This is a genomic window from Enterococcus plantarum (assembly GCF_001730295.1).
GTDB lineage: Bacteria > Bacillota > Bacilli > Lactobacillales > Enterococcaceae > Enterococcus_L > Enterococcus_L plantarum.
The window spans coordinates 15,454-36,111 of record NZ_MIKA01000004.1 but is presented as its reverse complement, the minus strand read 5'-3'; the positions used below and the strand labels follow the sequence as shown (position 1 = coordinate 36,111).

At 35.2% G+C, this 20,658-nt stretch carries 19 protein-coding genes; 15 read left to right on the top strand and 4 right to left on the bottom strand.

Annotated elements, in window-relative coordinates; translation table 11 throughout:
• Positions 1–15: 15 nt before the first annotated feature.
• From lepB to BCR22_RS02525, 8 genes are all read left to right on the top strand, one after another.
• The gene (gene lepB, locus BCR22_RS02560) at positions 16–735 is read left to right on the top strand and encodes a signal peptidase I (RefSeq protein ID WP_069653435.1); all 720 of its coding nucleotides are present in this window, start codon (positions 16–18) and stop codon (positions 733–735) included.
• 19 nt (positions 736–754) lie between these two features.
• The gene (locus BCR22_RS02555; RefSeq protein ID WP_069653434.1) at positions 755–3,379 is read left to right on the top strand and encodes a YfhO family protein; all 2,625 of its coding nucleotides are present in this window, start codon (positions 755–757) and stop codon (positions 3,377–3,379) included.
• Between the two features lie 218 nt (positions 3,380–3,597).
• Positions 3,598–4,020, top strand: coding sequence for an Rrf2 family transcriptional regulator (locus BCR22_RS02550; protein WP_069653433.1), 423 nt, complete (start codon positions 3,598–3,600; stop codon positions 4,018–4,020).
• A 67-nt stretch (positions 4,021–4,087) separates the two neighbouring features.
• The gene (locus BCR22_RS02545; protein ID WP_069653432.1) at positions 4,088–4,711 is read left to right on the top strand and encodes an NAD(P)-dependent oxidoreductase; all 624 of its coding nucleotides are present in this window, start codon (positions 4,088–4,090) and stop codon (positions 4,709–4,711) included.
• 342 nt (positions 4,712–5,053) lie between these two features.
• On the top strand, positions 5,054–5,605 hold the full coding sequence (gene amaP / locus BCR22_RS02540; protein WP_069653431.1) for an alkaline shock response membrane anchor protein AmaP: 552 nt from the start codon (positions 5,054–5,056) through the stop codon (positions 5,603–5,605).
• A gap of 10 nt (positions 5,606–5,615) precedes the next feature.
• Positions 5,616–5,813: a DUF2273 domain-containing protein gene (locus BCR22_RS02535; RefSeq protein WP_069653430.1), complete on the top strand. Its 198-nt coding sequence runs from the start codon at positions 5,616–5,618 to the stop codon at positions 5,811–5,813.
• Between the two features lie 39 nt (positions 5,814–5,852).
• Positions 5,853–6,389, top strand: coding sequence for an Asp23/Gls24 family envelope stress response protein (locus tag BCR22_RS02530; protein WP_069653429.1), 537 nt, complete (start codon positions 5,853–5,855; stop codon positions 6,387–6,389).
• Positions 6,390–6,602: 213 nt separating this feature from the next.
• Positions 6,603–7,244, top strand: a complete 642-nt coding sequence (locus BCR22_RS02525) for a DUF421 domain-containing protein (RefSeq protein ID WP_069653428.1) — start codon at positions 6,603–6,605, stop codon at positions 7,242–7,244.
• Positions 7,245–7,630: 386 nt separating this feature from the next.
• Here BCR22_RS02525 and BCR22_RS02520 read toward each other — a convergent pair whose 3' ends face one another.
• Both BCR22_RS02520 and BCR22_RS02515 read right to left on the bottom strand, forming a co-directional pair.
• Positions 7,631–8,332: a YoaK family protein gene (locus BCR22_RS02520; protein WP_069653427.1), complete on the bottom strand. Its 702-nt coding sequence runs from the start codon at positions 8,330–8,332 to the stop codon at positions 7,631–7,633.
• Between the two features lie 249 nt (positions 8,333–8,581).
• Positions 8,582–9,094 (bottom strand): DUF6933 domain-containing protein, encoded by a 513-nt coding sequence (locus BCR22_RS02515; protein ID WP_069653426.1) that lies wholly within the window; start codon positions 9,092–9,094, stop codon positions 8,582–8,584.
• A 356-nt stretch (positions 9,095–9,450) separates the two neighbouring features.
• Between BCR22_RS02515 and BCR22_RS02505 the strand changes: the two genes are divergently transcribed.
• From BCR22_RS02505 to BCR22_RS02495, 3 genes are all read left to right on the top strand, one after another.
• A complete protein-coding gene (locus tag BCR22_RS02505) occupies positions 9,451–10,161 on the top strand; it encodes a hypothetical protein (protein ID WP_069653424.1) in 711 nt (236 codons plus the stop codon).
• Positions 10,162–10,491: 330 nt separating this feature from the next.
• Positions 10,492–10,701: a mersacidin family lantibiotic gene (locus BCR22_RS02500; protein WP_069653423.1), complete on the top strand. Its 210-nt coding sequence runs from the start codon at positions 10,492–10,494 to the stop codon at positions 10,699–10,701.
• 531 nt (positions 10,702–11,232) lie between these two features.
• Positions 11,233–12,021: a TraX family protein gene (locus BCR22_RS02495; protein WP_069653422.1), complete on the top strand. Its 789-nt coding sequence runs from the start codon at positions 11,233–11,235 to the stop codon at positions 12,019–12,021.
• Between the two features lie 58 nt (positions 12,022–12,079).
• On the opposite strand, the gene BCR22_RS02490 is transcribed toward BCR22_RS02495, so the two are convergent.
• Positions 12,080–13,249, bottom strand: a complete 1,170-nt coding sequence (locus tag BCR22_RS02490) for a hypothetical protein (protein ID WP_069653421.1) — start codon at positions 13,247–13,249, stop codon at positions 12,080–12,082.
• Positions 13,250–13,428: 179 nt separating this feature from the next.
• Between BCR22_RS02490 and BCR22_RS02485 the strand changes: the two genes are divergently transcribed.
• The 4 genes from BCR22_RS02485 to BCR22_RS02470 all read left to right on the top strand — a co-directional run bounded on the left by BCR22_RS02485 (position 13,429) and on the right by BCR22_RS02470 (position 19,487).
• Positions 13,429–14,676 carry a competence/damage-inducible protein A gene (locus BCR22_RS02485; protein WP_069653420.1) on the top strand — a complete coding sequence of 416 codons (1,248 nt, stop codon included), beginning with the start codon at positions 13,429–13,431 and terminating at the stop codon, positions 14,674–14,676.
• A gap of 107 nt (positions 14,677–14,783) precedes the next feature.
• Positions 14,784–15,830 (top strand): recombinase RecA, encoded by a 1,047-nt coding sequence (recA, locus tag BCR22_RS02480; RefSeq protein WP_069653419.1) that lies wholly within the window; start codon positions 14,784–14,786, stop codon positions 15,828–15,830.
• 279 nt (positions 15,831–16,109) lie between these two features.
• The gene (rny, locus tag BCR22_RS02475) at positions 16,110–17,666 is read left to right on the top strand and encodes a ribonuclease Y (protein WP_069653418.1); all 1,557 of its coding nucleotides are present in this window, start codon (positions 16,110–16,112) and stop codon (positions 17,664–17,666) included.
• Between the two features lie 168 nt (positions 17,667–17,834).
• Positions 17,835–19,487 (top strand): peptide ABC transporter substrate-binding protein, encoded by a 1,653-nt coding sequence (locus BCR22_RS02470; RefSeq protein WP_069653417.1) that lies wholly within the window; start codon positions 17,835–17,837, stop codon positions 19,485–19,487.
• Positions 19,488–20,025: 538 nt separating this feature from the next.
• On the opposite strand, the gene BCR22_RS02460 is transcribed toward BCR22_RS02470, so the two are convergent.
• Positions 20,026–20,229: a helix-turn-helix transcriptional regulator gene (locus tag BCR22_RS02460; protein WP_276205046.1), complete on the bottom strand. Its 204-nt coding sequence runs from the start codon at positions 20,227–20,229 to the stop codon at positions 20,026–20,028.
• Between the last annotated feature and the right edge of the window lie 429 nt (positions 20,230–20,658).

Sequence of the window (20,658 nt, the reverse complement as noted above, 5' to 3'; positions counted from 1 at the left end):
AGATAGGTAGATGATATGGGTCCGAAAAGATTAAGAAAAAAACAGCAGGAAGAAGCATATAAGGTAAACCGAAAAAGTCCATATCCCCCCAAAAAAAGAAAAAGACGGTCATCTGAGAAGAAAAACCAAATTCAGAGTTCTAAAAAGCAAAAAATAAAAAAAACAATGGGGAAAAATAAACGAGCGAAACGCTCCAATTATTTAGAGACACTCGTATTTCTGATGTTTGCTATTAGTTGTATCAATTTTCTTTTAAACTATCGCGCTCATTTTGTGGATGGTCATTCAATGGATCCTACATTCCAAAATGGAGACCGCTTGCTTGTTCACAAAAGTAAAAAATTTGAGCGCTATGATATTGTGACTTTTGAACCTAAAGATGGGCTGGGTGAGTCGTATGTCAAACGCGTGATTGGATTACCTGGGGATCGTATCTTTGTCAAGAATGACCAATTGTATCTAGTTGAGCATCTAGATAACGATGTGGATCTTTCCCAATGGATCGATGCCGGAGTTTTACCAGATAGCACTGTAGTAGTGAGGATTGCACAGGAACCTACTTTGAATTTATTACGTAATGTAGAAGAAATTCCGAAGGATCACTATTTTGTTTTAGGGGATAACCGTTCCAATTCTAAAGATAGTCGTTCGATTGGGTTTGTTAGCAGTGATCAAATTGAAGGGGTGGTTAACTTTAGATTTTATCCATTCAATCGATTTGGATTTGTTCATTAAACTGTAAAGTGAGGTTAGTATGAGAAAGAAAATTCATTTATTTATTAAAGATAATGGTCTTTATATACTATTGAGTCTAGCGTTGCCGATGTTGATCATGGTTGTTGTATATGCAAAAATCGGTATTTATCCAGGAAGTGAGCATCGAACTATTTTAGCGAGTGATGCTTTTTCTCAATATGTTAATTTTTATGCTAGTTTAAACAACGTATTTAAAGGCGATCAAAGTATTTTTTATACGTGGAATAGTTCGATGGGGTTGAATTATTGGACCTTTATTGCTTATTATTTAGGCGGAATATTTAGTCCGTTGGTTCTATTCTTTTCAAGTCTTCAGCTTCCAGATTTTCTTTATTACCTGACCCTGTTGAAAATCGGTAGTTTGGGCGGAGCATTTTGGATTTTTTCTTATCAGACGTTTCGTTTGCCTAAGTGGAATCATGTTGTATTGAGTGTTTCATATGCGTTGATGTCGTTTGTTATTGCTTATTCTGAAATTCTTATGTGGTTGGATGCTATGCTTTACTTACCTTTGATTGTTTTGGGAATTCACCGTTTAATGGACAAAAAAAAGCCAGTTCTTTTGTTTGTTAGCTACTTTCTTTTATTTGTGTCAAACTTTTATATGGCATTTATGGTGGGGGTGTTTACTTTTGGCTATTTTCTCGCACGCTTGTTGACGAACCGTTCCCAATATTTGCCTCGTTTTCCAATGTATTTGATCACATCACTCTTAGCAGGTGGGGCATCAATGGTCATGATTTTACCGACTTTACTAGATTTGAGAAACAATGGTGAAGCACTTAGTAAAATTGTTAGATTGAAAACAAAAAACACTGGTCCCTGGGATTTAGTGATCAAAAATATGGTAGGGATCTATGATAGTACGAAGGTTAAGTCAACTCCTTTTATTTATATTGGTTTGTTGGCAGTTGTTTTTTGTCTATTCTTTTTTGTGACGAAGAAAGTAGCATTACGCCAAAAAATTTGCTATGGCAGTCTACTGCTTGTCTTAGTGGCGAGTTTCTATTTAGAACCGCTAAATCTCTTTTGGCAAGGGATGCATACGCCAAACATGTTTAATTTTCGATTTAGTTTTTTGTTCTCTTTCTTCGTTTTAGTCCTAGCAGGTTACGGTTTTGAAAAATTTAAGCCTGATGATTTTGATCAGTTGGTAACCATTGTTTTGGGCTTGATAGGCACGTATATGGCGGTAAAATTTATGACGGGTCAAGGTGATTATACCTATATTCAATCAATCAATTTTATTTGGACACTCGTTTTTTTAATTAGTTACTTGTTCCTTTTTGCTTTAGTAAAAAGAAAAAACGGTTTTAGAAAGGGCATTGGGGTCTTTTTTATTCTATTGGTTTGTGTAGAGGCGGGACTTAATAGTTATGGTATCGTTGAGGGAATCCAAACGGAGTGGCATTATCCAGCTCGAAAATACTATGCAGATCCCTATCAACCAATCAAAGAACTAGTGGATCAAACGAAAGATGATAATGACACGTTCTATCGTTTAGAAAATTTGAATCCTGTTTCACCTAATGATGCGTTTAATTATGGATATAGCGGTGTCAGTATGTTCTCCTCCATTCGAAATCGTCATTCGTCGTACTATTTGAACGGATTAGGGTATCGATCGTTAGGAACGAACTTGAATATTCGTTATGCCAACAATACTCTTTTGATGGATTCATTAGTAGGGATAAAATACAATTTAGCGAAAGAGGATGTTCTGAAATTTGGTTATAGTAAAATCTCTGAAAAAGAAGAGTATGCACTTTATGAAAATAAGTATGCATTGCCTTTAGGGATGTGGACAGATGATGCAATCTATGAACCTGGTGCAGTCGAATCTCAAGCAACACTCTTGAATCATTTAGCGAAAACGAACGAAGATTTCTTTACGTTTAGTGACTTAGAGCAAGTGAATATGGTGAACATACGTGAAGAAAAGGGACGAATCAATCAAACGGATGTTGTGACCTATATTCCTAAAAAACAAAATGAACCGATGGTTTTGGAATGGACAGTAGAGGTGCCAGCTAATAAACAGGCATATGTCAGTATTTTTCCAGTAGATTATAGAACCTTTGGGAGCCCGACGTTGAAGTTAGAAGTAGATGGTGTGGTGTATGACAGTTCCGTTAGTGAGACTGGGCAGTATTACTCCTTAGGTTACCATAAAGAAGCCAAAAAAGTTACATTTAAAATGACTATTTCCAATGTTAAAAAGCAAAATGTTTTTCAAATCGTTCAACCCGATGTTGCGTTATTAGATGTTGATAAATTCAGTCAATCTATTGAAGCAATCAAGGATAACGGGGTTGAATTTAAAGTGGAAGGACGTAGAGCGAAGGCGGAAGTATCATTGGATCAAGATCAAGTCCTCTTTACGAGTATCCCATATGATAAGGGATGGAAGGCATATATTGATGGGAAAAAAGTGTCTATTCCTACTTTTAAGCAGGCCCTTTTGACCTTACCAGTAAGTGCTGGAGAACATGAAATTGAATTTGTCTTTTTACCGCAAGGATTTTTGACAGGTGTTGCGTTACTGCTTATATGTATGGGTAGTTTTATTGCATATGTTTGGATAGTGCGTAAGAAAGAGACAGATCCTTTTTATATGGATTAGATCACTGCTTGAAACGATTTTCAACTTAGTACCTTCTGGAATTGAGGTGTGAGGAAGTTGGAAGTCGTTTTTTGCGATCAGTCGTTTAGAAATAGGGATTTCGTTGCTAACTATGTGAATAACTTAAAATAATCGAATACTTTTCATTGACAATTACAAGAAAACGCAGTAAGATTTAAATGTAACTTATTTTGTTACTAAGAGTTGGAGTGATAGACATGGCCATGTCGACAAAATTAAGTGTGGCGATCCATATCCTCAGTTTGATCGAAATCGGACCACCCGATCGTGTCAATTCTGAATTGATTGCTGCAAGTGTCAATACAAATCCAGTTGTTGTTAGAAGACTGATGAGTAAGCTAAAAAAAGCTGGACTCATTCATACAAGCAGAGGTGCCACGCAAACGTATTTATTGAAAAAACCGGAAGATATTTCTCTCTACGATATCTATGAAGCAGTTGAATTAGATCATGAAGTATTCAATATTCACCAAAATCCTAATCCAAACTGTCTAGTCGGAGCAACTATCCAAACGGCTTTGGAAGTGCAATATGCAAAGGTTCAGCAAAGCATGGAAGCAGAACTAAAAGAGATTAATTTGTCGGATGTAATCCATCAAATCAAGCAACAAGAGACTTGAACGGTCTCTTCTCTTTTTAAAATAAAATGTAACAAAAAAAGTTTCATTAAAAGGAAGGAAGATCATCATGAAAGTAGCAATTTTAGGAGCAAATGGAAAAGCAGGTTCAGAAATTTTGAAAGTAGCAAAAAAACGAGGATTAGATGTGACAGCTATTGTTCGTGATGCAGCTAAAATCACAGATGGCACGCCTGTAATTGAAAGAGATGTATATGCCTTAACAACAGAGGATGTCAAAGACTTTGATGTCTTAGTCAGTGCCTTGGGGTTCTGGGGTGATGTGAGCGAATTTACAGGGTCAACACAACACTTGATCGATATTTTAACAAATCAAAAAACGCGTTTATTCATTGTTGGTGGAGCTGGAAGCTTATTTGTAAATCCAGAACATACGGTTCGTTTAAGCGAAACACCAGATTTTCCTGAAGCATTTAAACCATTAGCGACTGCAATGGGCAAAGGGTTAGACTTATTGGAAGCATCCAAAGGATTGAATTGGACCTACATTAGCCCAGCAGCAGAATTTGATGCAGAAGGCCCAATTACAGGCAAATATGTGATAGCAGGAGAAGAACTAGAAGTAGATAAAGACGGCAAGAGCTATATCTCATACGCTGATTATGCAATTGCGATGGTAGATGAAATCGAAAAGAATACACATCCTAACCAACGTTTTAGTGTTCATCAATAGAAAGCCATTCGAGGTGTTCAAACAAAGCTGTGAAAAGTTTTGTTTGAACGCTTTTTTTAGTTTCTAATTGCTGGTTTTAGGTAAAGGATCAGGATTTGATCTAAGCATATTGAATCAGATTTGCTTAGTTAGATGATTCCCTAAAACCGTCGTTTTAGGCATAAAAATATAATCTTAAAGGTAGAAAGCACTTTTATAGTTCTATCATTAAGCGCTGTTTTTGCTTGTTATGTTCATTAATCAACTAGCTACTCCGAAGCATACCTTTTGACAGAAATAGCAAATTATTGTTATTTTTATATATAGATATAAATAAAGACAATAATTGACAGGAGGTTCACTTTGAGTAAACTAAAAAAAACAATTGTTGCTATTTTTCTTTTGTTATTTATGTATTTGTGTTTTTCAGTAATAGTATCTAATCAAACATACGTATCTATACCATTTTACTTCTTAAATCTGGATGAGTATCCATTAGTTGGGGAATGGCTCCCTACAATCACATTCTATCTCGCAGGTAGTGTCTTCATTGTTTTATTTGTTCTAATGTTGGTTACGATATTTTATCCAAAGAAATTGAGCCAATTTAAATTTAGAAAAACAGATGGCGTTTTACGAATTAGCAAAAAGGCGGTTGAAGGAGTTGTTGCTGAGGCATTAGCAGCAGAGAAATTGATGAAAAATCCAAATGTGAAAGCAACAATGAGTCAAAAAAAGATAAAGATAAAAGTTAAAGGTGATTTTCAAATAGTTTCAGATCTATATGGAAAAACTGATAAATGGAGTGAACAGTTAGAAACTCAACTACACGATTTGATTGGACCTGATGTAAAAATTTCAATCAAAATTAAATTCGAAAAACCTCAACCAGAAAATAATAATCGGGTGAAATAGGAGGAAACATATGGATGAAATATGGGAAACATATCGAGGTCCTATTATTGGTGCACTAGCAGGTTTGTTGATTGCACTATTGATATTGACGTTAGGTTTTTTCAAAACGGTTCTAATTATCGTATTTGTTATTGTTGGTGGTTTTGTGGGATGGTATGCGAGTACACAGAGATGGATAGATATCTTTCTTTCTAACAAAAGAAAGTAAAACTATAAATAAATTAGCTAAAAGAAGGGATTTGAGCATATGGATAACAAAAATGTACAAAAAAAAGAAGAAGTAAATGTAAATGAAATCAAGGGTGAACTTACTTATGATGATAAAGTGATCCAAAAGATAATCGGGATTGCGTTAGAGTCAGTAGATGGATTACTAACAGTAGAAGGCGGTTTTTTCTCAAACGTTGCTAATAAGCTTGTTAATCGGGAAGATGTTACTACTGGAATCGATGTTGAAGTAGGGAAAAAACAAGTTGCAGTTGATTTAGATGTTGTAACCGAATACGGCAGAGATATCGCAGCGTTATATGAAAAAATCAAAGAGGTTATTTCTAGAGAAGTAGAAAAAATGACTTCTCTTAAAGTAGTGGAAGTGAATGTAACTGTAACAGACGTAAAATCAAAAGAGCAATATGAAGAAGATTCAACGACCGTTCAAGACCGTTTAAGTGATGCAACCGAATCAGTAAGCAATTTCACAAGTGAACAAACAGAAAAAGCCAAAAAAATGGCAAGTAACGGTGTAGCGAAAGCAAAAGATGCTACAGAGTCAAGAGTTCAATAAACTATTAAATTTAAGAGGTTGGGACAGAAATGTTTAACTCCGAGAAATAAGAAGGAATTTACGAAAATTGCTCTTCAAATTTTTGTGAATTTCGGCTTATTTCCGAAGGAGTTGCTTCTGCGCCCACCGTTTATTCGGTTACTAAGAGCCTGAAACATAACGTTTTTAGTTATGTCCCAGGCTCTTTATAATACAGTAAAAAGGAGAAATAACATGTTTTATCTAGAAACATTTATAAAATTATTATTAGGTTTGCTAATGGCTACAGCTATTATTAAAGTAACTGGTAAAACGACATTAGCACCTCAATCGCCTATCGATCAAATTCAAAACTATATTTTGGGAGGAATAATAGGGGGAACTATCTATTCTCAAGATATCACAATTGGAATGTTTATCATTGTAATGTTTATATGGGGATTAATATCTATATCATTTTATTATGTAAGAAAACAGTTTCCAAAGATTTCAGAATTGCTCGATGGCAGAACTATTCGAGTTTTGGAAAAGGGGTCGATTGTTAAAAATTCCTTAACAGAAGCCAGTTTAACCATCGATCAATTGTATTCAATGTTGAGAACTCAAGGAGTAGGATCTATAACACAAGTTGAAGTAGGGACCATTGAGAAAAATGGAAGCTTGTCAGTTATTTTGAAGGAAGCCACAGAAAAAAACTATTTAATCATTTCTGATGGTAAAGTAAATGAAGATGAGACGAATAGATCGAAACTGACAGAGAATGAGCTAACTAAAATATTGGCAGATAATGGTACTCCGAATATAGAAGACATAATGATATTAGAGTTGGATGAAGAACTTAACGTAAATTTCATTCAATTGGAATCGGACGAGTAATACTAAAGTATAAAAAAATTAGTCGTAATGACTTTGAAGATGAGAAAATGTAGTTACTCCTATTTTCTCAAGCGTTGACTATGAGAACTTAAAAGGATCGAGCAAATAAAATCAATCAGTCTGAATCAGGAAAATTGACTGTCAAAAGTTACGGTCATAAGTAATAAAACTCGAATAGGGTATAACCGACATAAAAATGTTATGTCAGTTTCTCGTAAAAGTACCCATATCGCCAATGATTGCAATCTGAACAACAGCTTGAATAGAATCAATTAATCTTTATAAAGCCATAATCTCTCTTATTAACCGAATAATATGCAGGTATTTTCTGTAACGAATATCTAATACTAAACGTTTGTTCGACATGTTTTAATAAATTATAACAATCAGTTATTATTAATTTGTTTCTGATGTTTTTTTGCATGAAGGATTTCAATAAAAAAAGAAAACAAGAATGTGAATGTAGCCAAAAAAATAGAATACTTTCCTATAAAAACATTGGTGAATGCTAGTAAAAAAGCTCCAATTAGAAATGCCAAGACCACAATTGTATAATTTTGCGCACTACGCTTTATTTTATATGATTTGTCTTTTGACTTAAAATGGAGATACCACTGATTGAGCATTTTACGATAATTTCCTGATGTCATCATGATGGTGTAAGGATTATCTTCAATTTTACTTCCAGTGAAAGTTAACATAATTAACCCAGATCCGAAAGCAAGAAACCCTATTTTGATCAAATCAAATTGTTCTGAAAAGAATGGCACTAAGGAGCTAGTCAATATAACAGGGAGCATCGTATAACTACGCCAATAACTATTAGAATTACTATGTTTAATCCAAATACACATTAAAAAACCTATTGTAAATGTCAAGATAGAAAGAATTTTTGGCATAGCTTGATACCATTCTTTTTGAGAGACATTTGATGCCAATAAGACGACATTTCCTGTTTGAGTTGCGACTAAACCATGAAAATAAATATGAGAATAAACGTCAATAGCTCCACCAGAAAAAGCCATTAAACTTGCAAATAATCTACTATCATTAGTAATAAGAGGTATGTTGCGCTTAAATTTGAACATGCAAAAGCTCCTTTATAAAAGTCGATAATACTTATTATAGTTTGGAGGGTATAAAATATCTACATCTATCACCTTTTTAATATAGAGATTTTATCTGTCTTTATATAGTAATCTTCTAATTGAAATTTTGTCATGTTCATTGGAGTAAATAGTCCATTATTTTTCATAGCAGCATGCTAAAAAGTTAGGAAGTCTGTAGTGATCCCAAGAAATTAGATTTGTGGTCTAACTTTTTTGCGTCTGTTCAGTCTATAACTTTTCTAACTCTTTTTTAACTACTTCAGTACTGAAAGAATATTCAGGGGTCATACTACGGTAAGGAATGTTTGCAAGAAATTCCATTTCAGAAATTTGTAAACGTAAACGTTGGTCAATATTTTCAGGATAAGATTTTAACAGTTGAATCATATTATTGTTGATACTCATAACAGAGCGATTGTAAGCATAAGAAATTTCCATTCTACCAGCTCTCAGAAAATATTTTTTTATTTGATACGATTTGTCTGTACTATAACTAAAGACATGTTCAATACCTTCTTTTATATAGAGAGAAAGCTGTGGACTATTTTTAGCGTTAATGTCAGCTAAAACGATTGGAGAAAAAGAAAGATCATTAACTAACACTAAAATTTTCTTTCTATCTAAAGTAAAATAATTAGCATGCCAAGAGAAAAAGGATCGTTCAGTTGAACTTAAGGTATTAGTAGAGACTGGAAATTCATTGAAAAGTGGTAATGATTTTTTTGTAGGGACAATAATCATAAGCAAACTCCTTTGGTGTTTATAATGAGTACAGTATAACATACACAGAGAAAATGATTTAAAGTACAAGGGGTGCTTGTACCAAAAATAGTTATTTTTAGCACGTAATTCTGATTTTGATCCTTTTTTTGCATGGTCCAGTCTATATTTCTTATCAAATTTTTATGAATAATGTTTGATCCCGACATAAAGAAGTAGTAACGAACGCTTCTTGAAAGTTTCTTACCCTCTACATTCATTATAGTCTACTCCCTCAGTTACAACTCATTAAGTTGTTTATTATTTTCTATTTGTTTATAATTTGTTTATATTTATATGCTATTATAAATTTAACTTATAAATAGGAGGTACAAATGATGAAAAAATTAGTTCTAGTTTCAGTAATTGCTTTAGGTTTGTTTTCAAGTCTATTCATAGGAAAAACAAGCTATGCTACAGAGGTTTCCGAACAGGATAGAGAGACGAGTATTCAAGATCAGATAACAATCGATTCTGTAAAGTCAGGTTTACAACATATTAGTGGTACAGCGATATCTACGCCGTGGACATCCTATTCCGTGTATGTTAACGGTCGTTATGTTTCACAAGCGGGAACCCGATATATTGATGGGAAGTTAAAGTATTCTACTAGTTACGTAAATATATCTGGAAAGAATGATCCAATTGCCTTGTCTGTTGGAGACAAAGTTACAGTTGAAGCTTATTCAGGTGATGGATTCTATGTTGAAAAAAATATTTATTCAACAGTTGAAACAATTGTAGAACAAGGAGTCATTCAGCCAGATAAAATTCCTTCTGAAACATTTAGTGTGAATCCTGTAGCAGCAGATAGCGCTGTTCATATTTCTGGAACAAAACATCCTAATGCTTCTTATTATAGAATATTAGTGAACGGTAAATACGTTGGTCGGGCATCGAATAGAGCGAGTGACTATTCAACAAATTCTCAATTCAATGGTCCAATTAGCTTGAAAATTGGAGATAGAATAACTGTAGAAGCCGTTTCAGGCGATGGATTCCATATACCAATTAAAATTTATAGTACGGTTGAAACCATAGCTCAATAAAATCATCATATGAAATCAGATAATTTAGCATTTGAGGTTGGGACAGAAGTGTTTATTTCCGAAGGAGTTGCTTCTGCGCCCACCGTTTATTCGGTTACTAAGAGCCTGAAATATAACCTTTTTAGTTATGTCCAGGCTCATTTTTTTTTCTCTTTATACTTTTTACCCAACCGGACAAGCATATTCTAAACAACTATCATGATATATATATGAAGGTTCCCGGCGTTGATATAAAATCTGTTCAACCTATACGAATCTCAATGTTTTCAACTTTACTTCTCAATGAACAAATAGTAAAATATAATGAACTAAACAAGGAGGTTGAAATCTATGTTAAATAAAACTGCCTTACAAAAGGTTGGAAAATCATTTGAAGAATTAACTATGGAAGAAATGAAAGTCATTCAAGGATTTGGGGTCAATAACCAAGTATATGGAAGTAATAACAGGGCCTGCTATAATTGGAGCGCTAAATGTGGTCAGAATGGGTATAACAATAGCACTCGATTAACTGGCTGCAACAACAACTGGTGGTTCTAAATGAACACAATCTTTTTACGTAAGTAATTATAATGAGCTCAGACTGTAAACAAACTCGTTAATTTTTGAGTGTTGTTTACAGTTTTTCATACTAATTAAATAAACTTTTTCGGGAGTCTACATTGCATTAAAAAAATGTAATTAATCATACTTGATCTGCCTAAGCTTAAGAAAACTTGCATCGACTCTTCTTTATTTAACAAAACAACATAACACTCAGATTCTGTAGTTCCATCTTCTTAATCCGAAATTTTATCAATCTCAAAAGCTAGACTTTTGTTAGGTCTAAAAGAAAAAAATCCTCAATTGATTCTCACTCGCACATGAATTAAGTGTGTTAGGCAACGCTGTTAACATAGTATTTAGTCCTGTAACTATCATGTAAATCCTCTTAATTTGGATCATCAAATATTACCCTTTCTACTCGTTTTCGAATGACAAAATTGAAAGATTCTTGAAAGGTAATTCTAAGGTAGAAAAGAACTATCTAGTTTATAATATGTTAGGTGAATAAGTGAGGAGCGTATCAGAATGAATAGTTTAACAACGAGTAATTTTAAGGGATTTACGACATTTGATTTAAAAATAATGGGCATTGTTCTGATGTTTATCGATCATATTCATCAAATGTTTGTTCCGATGGGGGCGCCGAATTGGCTTGATTGGTTTGGGCGACCTGTTGCGACGCTTTTCTTCTTTGTGAGTGTGGTGGGGTTTAGTCATACAAGAAGCAAAGAAAAATATATAATGCGGTTGTATTTAGGCATGGTACTTATGGCATTAGGCAGTTTTGTAATTCAGAATATTGTTGGATACGAAGAAGTTCAGTTGATGAATAATATTTTTCGTGATCTTTTAGTTGGAACATTAATGATGTATGGAATCGATAAAATTTCTGAAGGTCGTTCAAGTAAAAAAATCGGGAAAATTTTATTAGGCGTTGCTATTATACTATTTCCAGTCATCTCATCGGGTATTTTATTTTCACTCTTGTCAAATCCAAATACGATCATGGCTGCAGTCTGGGGTGTGAATTTTATTCCAGCATTGCTGTTTACAGAAAATAGTTTTATGGTATTGCTAATCCCATTGATGTATTTAGCAAGAAATCAACGTTGGTTGCAATGTCTGTTGATTGTGATAGCAGCTCTATTTTTCTTTTCTCAAGGATCAACACAATGGATGATGATTTTTGCTGTGATTCCGATTTTATTGTTTAATGGTGAAAAAGGAAGAGGGATGAAGAACTTCTTTTATTTCTTCTATCCATTGCATATTTGGATTTTGTATTTGGTTTCTGCTTATCTGTTTACACATTGATTTAACGTTAAAAATAGGCCTTCCTTAGATGGGAAGTGCCTATTTTTTATGATTAGTTTTAAAAACATTTAGAGCAAGGGGTAAGGCCTCTTGCTTGTGCCTCTTCTAGCGTTGCTGGAGTATAGGTACCATTGCCGCATTTGCGATTATGATATTTAGAACCAGTTGGTGTAACTAAGACAGTTTGCCCAATCCCTTGTGTATCTGGAGCAGGAGTTTCTGGTGTTTGAGCGGCAGCGGCAGCTTGCGCTTGTTCAGCTGTTTTTTGGGCTTCTTGTTCAGCTCTCCTCTGTGCTTCGGCAACTCTTTTTGCTTCTTCTTTTTGATTTGTAAGTGTTTGTTTTACATTGTTTGCTCGATTAGTTAACTCGGCATTGCCATTTGGCAGTTCTTTGATTCTAGCAATTGCTTGATTGTAATGATCATCTGTCGGTTCCTGCTCTGCTTTTTCTACGGCTTCACGAGCAGTGGCAATTTGTTTTTCTGCCTTTTCTTTTTCAGTAATTTTTTGTTGGACAGTTGTCAAACGTTTTAGCAAAGAGTCTTTATTTAAGGTTGCTTTTGCAACTAAGGCAGTTGCAGAATCGACATGTTCTTTTGTTTGGTTTGTTTCTGCTAGTTCAACAGCTTCGTAAATCGGGACATTGTCTTTTACGATGGCTAACCGTCGGGTAAAATCTTTTTGTTCATTAGTTAATGAAGTAATACGTGTTGCGGCTTCATTATAATTTTTTTGCGTAGGTTTATTTTCAGCTAAAACTAGGGCAGTTTCAGCTTTTTTTACTGTTTCCTGATCTTGTTTTGCTTCATTTAAAAAAGCAACAAATGCTTTGGAAGGTTTGACTTCGATAGTTTCAGCTTTGTCTTTATCGCCGATTGAAGCAACAAAGGTTAGCTTTTGTGATTGATCATCTTTTAATGTAATTTTATAAGAGAAAGTACCGTTTTTTGTTTCGACTTTTTCGCCACCAAGAGTGATCTCGCTTTCATCATTCGTTTTTCCTTCAATTGTCGCGGTTCCTTGATCGTTTGTTTCTATTGATTTGCCCGCAATATCAATGCTTGGAGATGCGGGTAGTGCAAATCCAGCGCCGATCATTACGATAAAACTAGCACCCGTTAAAAGTAATGCCTTCTGTTTTGGTTGTTTTTTGAAAAGTGCTTTTAATGAAAGAAAGCCTCCAATTAGTATTCCTAAAAAGCTTATAAGTGCAATAAATACTGCCATATTCTCCTTTTCCTCCTTTAACTCACTATACAAATTGTACCATAATATTATATAAATGATAGTGATACCATTGTTTTAGATTATAAAGCAGATAAAGGCGTTTGGTAGTAATAAAAAAAATTCCTGTGATAAAATGAAATAAGAATCATTTACGTATCTTATCAGAGAAGAGGAGAAAAATGAAAGCAGAGATCATTGCAGTTGGTACAGAGTTATTATTAGGACAAGTTGTCAATACAAATGCGACGTTTCTATCAGAAGAATTAGCAGATTTGGGAATTGAGGTGTACTATCATACCGTTGTAGGAGATAATCCGAAGCGACTAGAACAATTATTGGTTGAAGCTGATGGCCGCAGTGAACTAATCGTTCTATGTGGTGGATTAGGACCGACAGACGATGATTTGACTAAAGATACTGTAGCCGAACATATTCATCGTTCTTTAGTTCAAGATGAGCAGGCACTTACTCGTCTTCATGAATTTTTCAAGTTTTCAAAGAATAAAATGACCGAAAACAATTTGAGACAGACCTTGATGATTGAGGGTGGGATTGCGGTTCAAAATCCTACAGGACTAGCAGTAGGAACATTGATCACGGAAAACGAGACGACCTATCTGTTATTGCCAGGGCCACCGAATGAGTTAAACCCGATGTTTAAACAGAATGCCCGGCCGCTATTGGAAGACCTATTTCCGCAAGCAGAACAGCTAATATCAAGAGTGTTAAGGTTTTACGGTATTGGCGAATCACAACTAGTGACAGAATTAAAAGAGTTGATCGACAGCCAAACCAACCCGACGATTGCCCCCTATGCCAAACCAAATGAAGTGACATTACGCTTAACAGCTAAAATTGCTGATGAATTAACTGGTCAGCAGTTGTTAGATGATTTAGAAGCAAAAGTGATGAATAAAGTTGGCGAGTATTTCTATGGATATGGTGATGACAATAGCCTAGTAAAAGTCACAGTAGACGAATTAAAAAAATCTGGAAAAACGATCACAGCTGCGGAGAGTCTAACGGCAGGTCTGTTCCAGAGTACCTTAGGAGATATACCAGGTGTTTCAGAAATTTTCCAAGGTGGTTTTGTTACGTATTCTATAGGGACAAAAGAACGTTTTCTAGGGATTGATCCGGAATTACTTGAAAAAGAAGGAACCGTTAGCGAAGCTTGTGCAATCGCTATGGCAGAACAAGCAAGAAAGGTTGCAGAGGCAGATTTAGCTGTCTCATTTACAGGTGTAGCAGGTCCAGATGAATTAGAAGGCCAGCCAGCAGGAACTGTTTGGATTGGTTTAGCCCAAAAAGGTCAACCGACAATAGCTGTACTTCAACAGTTTAATCGTGATCGAAAGTATATTCGTCAAAGTGCCGTGATGAAAGGCTTAGACCTGGTTCGAAGGGCGGTAGTTAAGAAAAATTAAAAAGGCGAATGTTTGTTCGTTTTTCTCTTGCTTTTTCTAAGTAAACCAGTTATGATATATGTATTGAAAAGGAACTTAAATCGTTTATATATAAGGAGGATTATCGATTGGCAGATGATCGTAAAGTGGCCTTAGATGCCGCATTAAAAAAAATCGAAAAGAATTTTGGTAAAGGCTCAGTAATGAAATTAGGGGAAAAGATCGATCAACAAATTTCGACTATTCCTAGTGGCTCACTAGCATTAGATGTTGCATTAGGTGTTGGCGGTTATCCTCGTGGACGAATCGTTGAAGTCTATGGACCAGAAAGTTCTGGTAAAACGACTGTTGCATTACATGCGATCGCATCTGTACAACAGCAAGGCGGAACTGCTGCATTTATCGATGCAGAGCACGCATTAGATCCTCAATATGCGCAGGCATTGGGTGTGAATATTGATGAGTTACTTCTTTCACAACCAGATACTGGTGAACAAGGTTTAGAAATCGCAGATGCATTGGTTTCCAGTGGCGCAATCGACATCGTTGTAATTGACTCTGTAGCGGCTTTAGTACCGCGTGCAGAGATCGATGGAGAGATGGGAGCAAGTCATGTTGGTTTGCAAGCACGTTTGATGTCACAGGCTTTACGTAAACTTTCAGGTTCAATTAACAAGACAAAAACAATCGCCATTTTCATTAACCAAATTCGTGAAAAAGTTGGTGTCATGTTTGGTAATCCTGAAACGACACCTGGTGGTCGTGCTTTGAAATTCTACGCAACTGTTCGATTAGAAGTAAGACGTGCAGAACAATTGAAGCAAGGGACAGATATTATCGGTAACCGCACAAAAATCAAAGTTGTTAAAAATAAAGTGGCACCGCCATTTAAAGTAGCTGAAGTAGATATCATGTACGGCCAAGGGATTTCTCAAGAAGGAGAATTACTTGATATGGCGGTCGAAAAAGATATTGTTGATAAGAGTGGTGCGTGGTACAGTTATAAAGAAGAACGAATCGGTCAAGGACGTGAAAACGTCAAAGTTTACATGACTGAACATCCAGAAATGGTAGAAGAAGTCTCTAAACGTGTCCGTGATGCATTCGGCATCGGTGATGGTACAGCTTTTGTTGAAGAAGAACAAGCGCAAGAAGAACTTCCTCTTGATGAATAATAATACAGATTTAGAAACAAACCACTAAAGGCTATCAAAAGCTTTTTGTTGGTTTGTTTTTTTTTGTAGTAGAAATTCTTTTCACTACCAGAGCTCTTTCGATAGGAGAGGGCTTTTTTAAGTTGACACACTGGTGCACAAACATTAGAATAAAGTTGTATACAAATATTAGTATATAACTTTTACCTGTATGCAAGTAGACATATTGATAATTGATTATAGTTTATCAGAAAACTACATGAATATTGAAAATTTGAAGATAGTACGGAGGTGGAAACAATGGGTTTAGAAATTCTCCTCGCTATCATCGGTGTAATTGTCGGTCTTGGTTTAGGGTTAGTCGTTGCAAAATCACGTCATGAAAAGGCTATAGATGGTGCAAAGTCCTCTGCAGAAGGCATAATCGAAAGTGCTACGAAAGAAGCAGAGACTCTGAAAAAAGAAGCTTTATTAAAAGCTATGGAAGAAAACCAGAAGTATCGATCAGAAATTGAAAGTGAGTTGAAAGAAAGCAAAGTAGAACTTAAATCTCAAGAAAATCGTTTATTACAAAGAGAGCAAACGTTAGATCGTAAAGATGATTCTCTTGAAAAACGTGAAAACTCACTGGAAGAAAAAGAAGAGAAACTTGGTGCTAGACAGCAATTAATTGATGAGCGAGAAAAAGATGTAGAAGAACTAGTTGAAAAGCAACATCAAGAAATAGAACGTATTGCTTCACTATCTAAAGACGAAGCAAAAGATATCATCATGAAATCGACAGAAGAAGAATTAAGTCACGAGTTAACTGTAATGGTCAAAGAATCTGAGCAACGTGCAAAAGAAGAATCGGATCGTAAAGCTAAAAATTTACTTTCACTAGCGATTCAACGTTGTGCAGCTGATTCAGTTTCTGAAACAACTGTCTCTGTTGTTAGTTTACCAAACGACGAGATGAAAGGAAGAATCATTGGCCGTGAAGGACGTAACATTCGTACGCTAGAAACCTTAACAGGAATCGATTTGATTATTGATGATACGCCGGAAGCTGTTGTACTTTCTGGATTCGATCCAATTCGCAGAGAAATCGCACGTATGACGCTTGAAAAATTGATACAAGATGGTCGAATTCATCCAGCGCGTATTGAAGAAATGGTTGAAAAATCTCGTAAAGAAATGGATGAACGCATTCGTGAATATGGTGAACAAGCTGCCTTTGAAGTTGGCGCTCACACATTACATCCAGATTTGATTAAGATTTTGGGTCGCTTACGTTTCCGTACAAGTTATGGTCAAAACGTATTGAATCACTCAATCGAAGTGGCGAAATTAACAGGTGTCCTAGCCGCAGAAATTGGTGAAGACATCCAATTAGCAAAACGTGCTGGTCTATTACATGATATTGGTAAAGCGCTAGATCATGAAATCGAAGGCTCCCATGTTGAAATTGGTGCCGAATTAGCCGCGAAATACAAAGAAAATTCAACAGTGATTAATGCAATAGCATCACATCATGGAGATGTAGAAGCAACTTCTGTTATTTCAGTATTAGTTGCAGCAGCAGATGCTTTATCAGCTGCTAGACCGGGTGCCCGTAGCGAGTCAATGGAGAATTACATTCGTCGCTTAGAAAATTTAGAAAATATTTCTAATGGATTTGAAGGCGTTGAATCTAGTTTTGCAGTACAAGCTGGTCGTGAGGTTCGTGTAATGGTCAAACCAGATGAGATCACAGATTTAGAAGCTGTTCGTTTAGTTAGAGATATTCGTAAGAAAATCGAAGACGACCTAGATTATCCAGGACACATCAAAGTGACTGTTATCCGGGAAACACGTGCAGTAGATTACGCTAAATAAGTAAAGTCAAAAGAAGCAACTCCCTTGGAGAGGTTGCTTCTTTTTTATCATAAAAATTAGAAAAAATTCAGAATATTTTTACTAAACTCATCGTAGTGTTTTAATTGTGACGAGCCTAAAACTTTGATATATTCTTGATAGCTTTTATTAAAATTGGGGGTTTTTTAGATGAAATTAAAGAAAAGTGCCTTACTAGGTTTAATTACAGTATCGAGCATCGCCCTAGTTGCATGCGGGGGAAACGCTAAAAATGCCGATAGCGGTTCAGGTAGTGATGAAAAAGTATTTAGATTTATTGAAAGACAAGAAATGCCAAGTGCAGACCCTTCACTTGCAACGGATGAAGTAAGTTTTGTTGCATTGAATAATGTGTACGAAGGGATTTACCGCTTAGACAAAGAAAGTAAACCTCAACCAGCTGGCGCAGCTGAAATGGCAGAAGTTAGTGAAGATGGTCTGACGTATAAAATCAAATTAAGAGAAGATGCGAAATGGACAGATGACAAGCCTGTAACTGCAGCAGATTATGTTTATGGCTGGCAAAGAACGGTTGATCCTGCAACCGGATCAGAATATGCTTATATGTTTAATTCTGTAAAAAATGCTGAAAAGATCTCTAAAGGTGAAATGAAAAAAGAAGAGCTTGGAATCAAAGCAATTGGGGATTATGAACTAGAAATCAATTTAGAAAAAGCAACGCCATACTTTGATTATCTATTAGCGTTCCCTTCATTTTTACCACAAAGACAAGATATTGCTGAAAAATATGGTAAAGACTATACAACAGCAAGCGATAAAGCAGCTTATAATGGTCCATTTACATTAACTGATTTTGATGGTCCTGGGACAGATACAAGCTGGTCTTACACAAAAAATGACAAATATTGGGACAAAGACACTGTTAAATTAGACAAAGTCGCAATCGATGTAGTAAAAGAAGCACCAACTTCATTAAACTTATTCCAAGATGGTCAAGCAGATGAAGTACCGCTATCTGGCGAACTAGCACAACAAATGAAAAACGAACCGGATTATATCGTTTTAAAAGGTGCCTCAACTTTCTATCTTGAACCAAACCAAAGAGAAGAAAGCTCACCTTACCGCAATGTGAATTTGCGTAAAGCAATCTCATATGCGATCGATCGCAAAGCGTTAGTGGATCAAATCTTGGCAAATGGTTCTGCTGTTCCGATTGGTCTTGTTCCAGAAGGTTTAGCTGTTAATCCAAAAACAGATGAAGACTTCGCGAAAGAATCAGGTGACGAAGTTGTATATGATGTTGATAAAGCAAAAGAGTCATGGAAGAAAGCCAAAGATGAATTAGGTATTTCTACGTTATCAGTTGATTTATTGATTGATGACACTGACAATGCTAAGAAGATGGCTGAATATCTTCAAGGCTCATTGTCTGACACACTAGATGGATTAAAAGTATCCGTTAGTCCAGTACCATTCTCTGTTCGTTTAGATCGCTCAAATAAAGGTGACTTCCAAATCGCAGTTAGTGCTTGGGGAGCAGATTACGCTGATCCAAGTAGTTTCCTAGATTTATTTACGACAAACAATTCTTATAACAGAGGACACTATTCAAATCCAGAATATGACAAATTAGTAGATGCTGCTTCAACAACAAATGCAAATAATCCAGAAGCACGCTGGCAAGATATGTTAGATGCAGAAAAAGTGATTATGGGCGATATGGGCGTTATCCCATTGTATCAAAAAGCTGAAGCACATCTTCGTTCTGAAAAAGTCAAAGACGTTGTTTACCACTCAACAGGCGCAAAATATGACTTTAAATGGACATATATCGAAGATTAAGAAACAAGACAAAAGACTTTTCCAGTCAACTAGCTGGAAGAGTCTTTTTGTCTAGCGAAACGATTCAAAACTATGTATCAGAAATTTTAACTAAATATGGATCATAGATACGCAAAGCTAGAAAATTTGGTATTGAGGGATCCTTGAAAATGAAAGGATATCCGCTAACTTTGACTAAGAAAAATGTGAATATAAAAGAAACCGTAAGCGAAGAAACACCTGAAGAACGTAATTGCATCAAAGAGCCCAAAAAAGATGAGCGGACCATCCACAGCCTCCGATAAATTTATGGATGTATGAAAAGGAAATTAAACGGGGAAAGTCCTATCTAATGTCGAAAATTAGTACAACAAGTAGTTTCATATATAATTTCATCGCAGAAAAAAACGGAGTAGATTTTTCTACTCCGAAAAAGTTAAACTTTTTTGGTTCACTTGATTATGAGCGTAGTCTGTATTTTTGATGATTCACATATTTTAAGAATAAGTTAGACAAGGTATCAAGCTAATGTACCATTATTTTCTTGATCCTTAAAGATCTAAGAAAAAATATCTGATACTTCTTTATTTAATGAATTGGCGATATTTAACGCTAAAGAATCAGAAGGTTTGTATTTTCCTTTTTCTATACTTTGGATTGTTTGGATAGAGACATCTACTTTCTGTGCTAACTCTTCTTGTGTGATATTCGTGCTACTTCGTATTTCATGTAAATTGTTTTTGATCAATTTTTTCATGGTCATAAGGCCTTCTTTCTTTTATTTTTATGCTAGTAAAAAAATCGGATAATGAAGTCTTTACTAACAATTTTAACTAAAAAATGGTTTGATTTTCCTTTTTGGTTCTATTCAATACAGAACGCTAAACTACTGGTAAAAAAACGTATTACAGTTACCGATGATTGCTAGCGTGACTAACTTTCACACAGGTTCTGAATGCTAGAAGTTCATTTATTTGCCTATTAAAAATGGGTATTGATAATAAGCGCATATGTCTGATTTTTTTCGAAATATATTAAATATATACTCTCTAATCATAATGATACCAAATAATAAATGATTTATATACACAATATTAAACTAATTGTTAGATTTTTTAAATTAATAAGTTTTGGTATTAGAAAATGGATGAGTATTGAATAACTGATTCCTTGCATGAGGGAAAATAAAGGT